Genomic DNA, 4,597 nt, shown 5'->3' on the forward strand with positions numbered 1-4,597 from the left:
CTTGCGCCACTTACCAGTGGATTCGATCCAGTTCGACCCAGTCAACGAGGCCCCAGCCCAGGACCTCCTCACGCGCCGACATCACAGCCCAACCATTCGCATCGCCATCACTCGACGACAGTACCCAGCACCGCACGCTGACGCTTTTCCCTTGCCTACGTCGGCCGTGGGAAGATGGGACACGTGTTGCGATGGACCACTGCTGGTGAATCCCACGGCCGCGCATTGGTGGCCGTGGTCGAGGGCATGGTCGCCGGGGTGACGATCACTTCCGACGGCATCGCCGACCAGTTGGCCCGTCGGCGTCTCGGCTATGGCCGCGGCGCCCGGATGAAGTTTGAACGGGATCAGGTCACGATGCTGGCCGGAGTGCGGCACGGTGTCACGCTGGGCGGCCCGATCGCCATCGAGATCGGCAACACCGAATGGCCGAAATGGGAGACGGTGATGGCCGCCGACCCAGTCGACGACGCCCACCTTGATGTGGCTCGCAACGCGCCGTTGACCCGGCCGCGGCCCGGCCACGCCGACTACGCCGGCATGCTCAAGTACGGCTTCGACGACGCCCGCCCGGTGCTGGAGCGCGCCAGTGCCCGGGAAACCGCCGCGCGCGTCGCGGCCGGCACCGTCGCGCGGCAGTTCCTGCGTCAAGCCCTCGGAGTCGAGGTGTTGTCCCACGTCATCTCCATCGGGGTGTCGCAGCCCTACGAGGGTCCACCACCGCAGGCCGGTGACTTGGCCGCCATCGACGCCAGTCCGGTCCGCGCATACGACGAGCAGGCTGAGAAGTCGATGATCGCCGAGATCGAAGCCGCCAAGAAGGACGGCGACACCCTCGGCGGCGTGGTCGAGGCCGTCGCGCTGGGGCTGCCGGTCGGTCTGGGCTCGTTCACCAGCGGCGACAACCGGCTCGACAGCCAGCTCGCCGCCGCGGTGATGGGCATCCAGGCAATCAAGGGCGTCGAGATCGGCGACGGTTTCGCCACCGCCCGCCGCAGGGGCTCGAAAGCACACGACGAGATGTATCCCGGCCCCGACGGGGTGGTCCGCTCGACCAACCGGGCTGGCGGCCTGGAAGGCGGCATGACCAACGGCCAGCCGCTACGGGTGCGGGCCGCGATGAAGCCGATCTCCACGGTGCCGCGGGCGCTGGCCACCGTCGACATGGCGACCGGTGAAGAAGCGGTTGCCATTCACCAGCGCTCCGACGTGTGCGCGGTACCGGCCGCCGGCGTCGTCGTGGAGACCATGGTGGCGCTGGTGCTGGCGCGCGCCGTGCTGGAGAAGTTCGGCGGTGACTCGCTGACCGAGACCCGTCGCAACATCGAGGCCTACCTGGCTTCGGTCGCTCAGCGCGACGCCCCCAAAGTGCCGGCGTCCGGGTGATCCTGATGCCACCCAAGGCGGTATTGGTCGGCTTGCCCGGATCGGGCAAGTCCACGATCGGGCGCCGGCTGGCTAAGGCGCTCGGAGTCGACATGCTCGACACCGACGCCGCGATCGAGCAGCAGACCGGCCGCAGCATTCCCGACATCTTCACCGAGGACGGGGAGGCGGAGTTTCGCCGCATCGAGGAACAGGTAGTGCGCACCGCGCTGGCCGAACACGACGGCATCCTGTCGCTGGGCGGCGGCGCGGTCACCACGCCCGGGGTGCGCGAGGCGCTGGCCGGGCACACCGTCATCTTCCTCGAGATCAGCGCTGCCGAGGGTGTGCGTCGCACCGGCGGCAACACGGTGCGGCCGCTGCTGGCCGGGCCGGACCGGGCCGAGAAGTTCCGTGCGTTGATGGCCCAGCGGGTGCCGCTGTACCGGCGGGTGGCGACCATCCGGGTCAACACCAACCGCCGCAACCCGGGAGCGGTGGTCCGCTACATCGTGTCGCGGCTGGGCCGGGAGCCGGCCACGCTCGCCGGGGTCCGGCCCGCTTTCGGCGCCGAGGCGGACAAATGACCGACACCGCCCCGGTCACGGTGCAGGTCGCCGTGGATCCGCCCTACCCGGTGGTGATCGGGCGGGGACTGCTGGGTGAGCTGGACGCGCTGGTCGTGGGCCGGCACCGGATCGCGATCGTGCACCAGCCGACGCTGGCGCAGACCGCTGAGTCGATCCGCAGCCGGCTGGCCGCCGGCGGCGTCGACGCGCACCGCATCGAAATCCCCGACGCCGAAGCCGGTAAGGAGCTGCCGGTCGTCGGCTACATCTGGGAAGTGCTGGGCCGCATCGGAATCGGACGTAAGGACGTGTTGGTCAGCCTCGGTGGCGGGGCTGCCACCGACGTCGCCGGGTTCGCGGCGGCGACGTGGCTGCGAGGTGTGTCGATCGTGCACGTGCCCACCACGTTGCTGGGCATGGTGGACGCCGCCGTCGGCGGCAAGACCGGCATCAACACCGACGCGGGCAAGAACCTGGTTGGCGCCTTTCACCAACCGCTGGCCGTGCTGGCTGACTTGGCCTCGCTGGAAACGTTGCCGCGCAACGAGATCGCCGCCGGAATGGCCGAGGTGGTCAAGGCCGGCTTCATCGGCGACCCGGTGATCCTCGATCTCATCGAGGTTGATCCGCAGGCGGCGCTGGAACCGCACGGCGAGGTGTTGCCGGAACTGGTGCGCCGCGCCGTCACCGTCAAGGCCGAGGTGGTCGCCGCCGATGAGAAAGAAGCGCAGCTGCGCGAAATCCTAAATTACGGCCACACCTTGGGCCATGCCATCGAGCGCCGCGAACGCTATCAGTGGCGGCACGGCGCCGCGGTGTCAGTGGGCCTGGTGTTCGCCGCTGAGCTGGGCCGGCTGGCCGGCCGCCTGGACGACGCCACCGCCGATCGGCACCGCGCGATTCTGGCGTCGCTCGGATTACCGGTCAGCTATGACCCCGACGCGCTGCCGCAGCTGCTGGAGTTCATGGCCGGCGACAAGAAAGCCCGTTCCGGGGTGCTGCGGTTCGTGGTTCTCGACGGGCTGGCCAAGCCGGGCCGGTTGGAGGGACCCGATCCGGCGATGCTGGCGGCCGCCTACGCAGAAGTGGCGGCGGCGTGAAGCGCTTCAACGACGATGGTGCCGGCTCGGGCAGCTTTCGAGCCGGGATCGAGGAGTGGCGCCAATGAAACGCGTCAACGTGCTCAACGGCCCCAACCTCGGCCGGCTCGGCCGTCGCGAACCCGAGGTTTACGGCACCACCAGCCATGACGACCTGGTGGAGCTGATCGAGGCTGCCGCTGCGGAACTCGGGCTGAAAACCGTTGTGCGGCAGACGGACAGCGAAGCTCAACTGCTGGAGTGGATCCACCGGGCCGCCGACGCACAGGAACCGGTGATCCTCAATGCGGGCGGCCTGACGCACACGTCGGTCGCGCTGCGCGATGCGTGCAGCGAGCTGCGCGCCCCCTTGATCGAAGTGCACATCTCCAACATCCACGCGCGCGAAGAGTTCCGCCGGCATTCGTATCTGAGCTCGGTGGCGACCGGGGTGATCGTCGGTCTCGGCACCCAGGGTTACCTGCTCGCGCTGCGTTATCTCGCCGGCGCGTCTAGCTAGCGCTCATCGTCGTTCGACGACGTGCGGGTGGGCCGGGTCCGTTCGGCATCCGACCCGGCCGGCGCCGCCTGGGTGTGGTCGGCGGTGGCCACCGCCGAAGTCTGCTCGTCGTCGCGCTGGCCGGCGGCCGCCTCGGTTCTGCCCTGATCCCGATCCCGTGCACCGGCCTGCCGCGTCGCGCCGGAGTCGTCCCGCACGGCGTCGAACACGTCGGTGTCGGTCCCGTCGTCGTCCTCACCGGACTGCCTCCGGGCCTCCGAGCCCTTCCGATCGATCAGATACCGGCCCAGGGTCACCGCGCCCATACCGGGCAGGAACACCAGTAATGCCGTGAACGCGGCGAACGTCGTGATCTCGTTGATCAGACCGCCGACGTAGAGGCCCCGGTACAGCAGCGAGACCAGCCAGGACACCGCGCCACTGACGACACCGGCGACCAGCCCGGCGACCAGCCAGACCATCGCCAGATCGGCGCGGCGGTCCGGGTCAGGGTTCTCCCGGGCATCCGCACGGCCGTCGATCAGGCCCCACACCATGACCGCGATCAAGAACAACAGGATCAGCGCGACGCTGATCAACCCGGCCATGGTCTGGAACGCGTTGATCAGCACGCCCTGAACCAATCGGACCACGACCATTGCAGCGGCGAACACCAGTCCGCGCACCATCCACTTAGCCATGGGGCCACAGCGTAGCGAGTAGCGTCGACGGTCGTGACACATTCACAACGTCGAGACCGTCTTGTGGCCCGAATCGGCGCCGACGGTGTGGACGCGATGCTGGTCACCGACTTGATCAACGTGCGGTACCTCTCGGGATTCACCGGCTCCAACGCCGCGCTGCTGATCTACGCGGACGACCGTGCGCCGGTGCTCGCCACCGACGGGCGGTACCGCACCCAGGCCGCCCAGCAGGCGCCCGACCTCGAGGTGGCCATCGAGCGGGCCTGCGGACGTTACCTGGCCGGGCGGGCCGCTGACACCGGCGTCCGGCAACTCGGTTTCGAAAGCCACGTGGTCACCGTGGACGCTTACGACGCGCTCGCGGCTGAAGCTGGTCGGGCG

Annotated in this window: 6 protein-coding genes; 5 read left to right on the forward strand and 1 reads right to left on the reverse strand. The window is 69.2% G+C overall.

Annotated elements, in window-relative coordinates:
- Positions 1–183: 183 nt before the first annotated feature.
- From aroC to aroQ, 4 genes are all read left to right on the forward strand, one after another.
- The gene (gene aroC / locus WA317_RS21260; protein WP_425174908.1) at positions 184–1,386 is read left to right on the forward strand and encodes a chorismate synthase; all 1,203 of its coding nucleotides are present in this window, start codon (positions 184–186) and stop codon (positions 1,384–1,386) included.
- 5 nt (positions 1,387–1,391) lie between these two features.
- A complete protein-coding gene (locus WA317_RS21265) occupies positions 1,392–1,952 on the forward strand; it encodes a shikimate kinase (protein WP_425174909.1) in 561 nt (186 codons plus the stop codon).
- Complete coding sequence (gene aroB, locus WA317_RS21270; protein WP_425174910.1) at positions 1,949–3,034, forward strand: 3-dehydroquinate synthase; 1,086 nt, start codon at positions 1,949–1,951, stop codon at positions 3,032–3,034. The genes WA317_RS21265 and aroB overlap by 4 nt, the downstream gene beginning before the upstream one ends.
- Before the next feature lie 64 nt (positions 3,035–3,098).
- Complete coding sequence (gene aroQ / locus WA317_RS21275; protein WP_425174911.1) at positions 3,099–3,533, forward strand: type II 3-dehydroquinate dehydratase; 435 nt, start codon at positions 3,099–3,101, stop codon at positions 3,531–3,533.
- On the opposite strand, the gene WA317_RS21280 is transcribed toward aroQ, so the two are convergent.
- Positions 3,530–4,213 (reverse strand): B-4DMT family transporter, encoded by a 684-nt coding sequence (locus WA317_RS21280; protein ID WP_425174912.1) that lies wholly within the window; start codon positions 4,211–4,213, stop codon positions 3,530–3,532. The genes aroQ and WA317_RS21280 overlap by 4 nt on opposite strands.
- 33 nt (positions 4,214–4,246) lie before the next feature.
- Between WA317_RS21280 and WA317_RS21285 the strand changes: the two genes are divergently transcribed.
- On the forward strand, positions 4,247–4,597 hold a 351-nt coding region (locus WA317_RS21285), incomplete at its 3' end, for an aminopeptidase P family N-terminal domain-containing protein (protein WP_425174913.1).

It is taken from the genome of Mycobacterium sp. (genome assembly GCF_049802695.1).
In the GTDB taxonomy this organism is placed as follows: Bacteria; Actinomycetota; Actinomycetes; order Mycobacteriales; family Mycobacteriaceae; genus Mycobacterium.

Coding starts and splice junctions, on each gene's coding strand:
- WA317_RS21265 (WP_425174909.1), top strand. CDS start 1,392: ATGCCACCCAAGGCGGTATTGGTCGGCTTGCCCGGATCGGGCAAGTCC.
- aroQ (WP_425174911.1), top strand. CDS start 3,099: ATGAAACGCGTCAACGTGCTCAACGGCCCCAACCTCGGCCGGCTCGGC.
- aroB (WP_425174910.1), top strand. CDS start 1,949: ATGACCGACACCGCCCCGGTCACGGTGCAGGTCGCCGTGGATCCGCCC.
- WA317_RS21280 (WP_425174912.1), bottom strand. CDS start 4,213: ATGGCTAAGTGGATGGTGCGCGGACTGGTGTTCGCCGCTGCAATGGTC.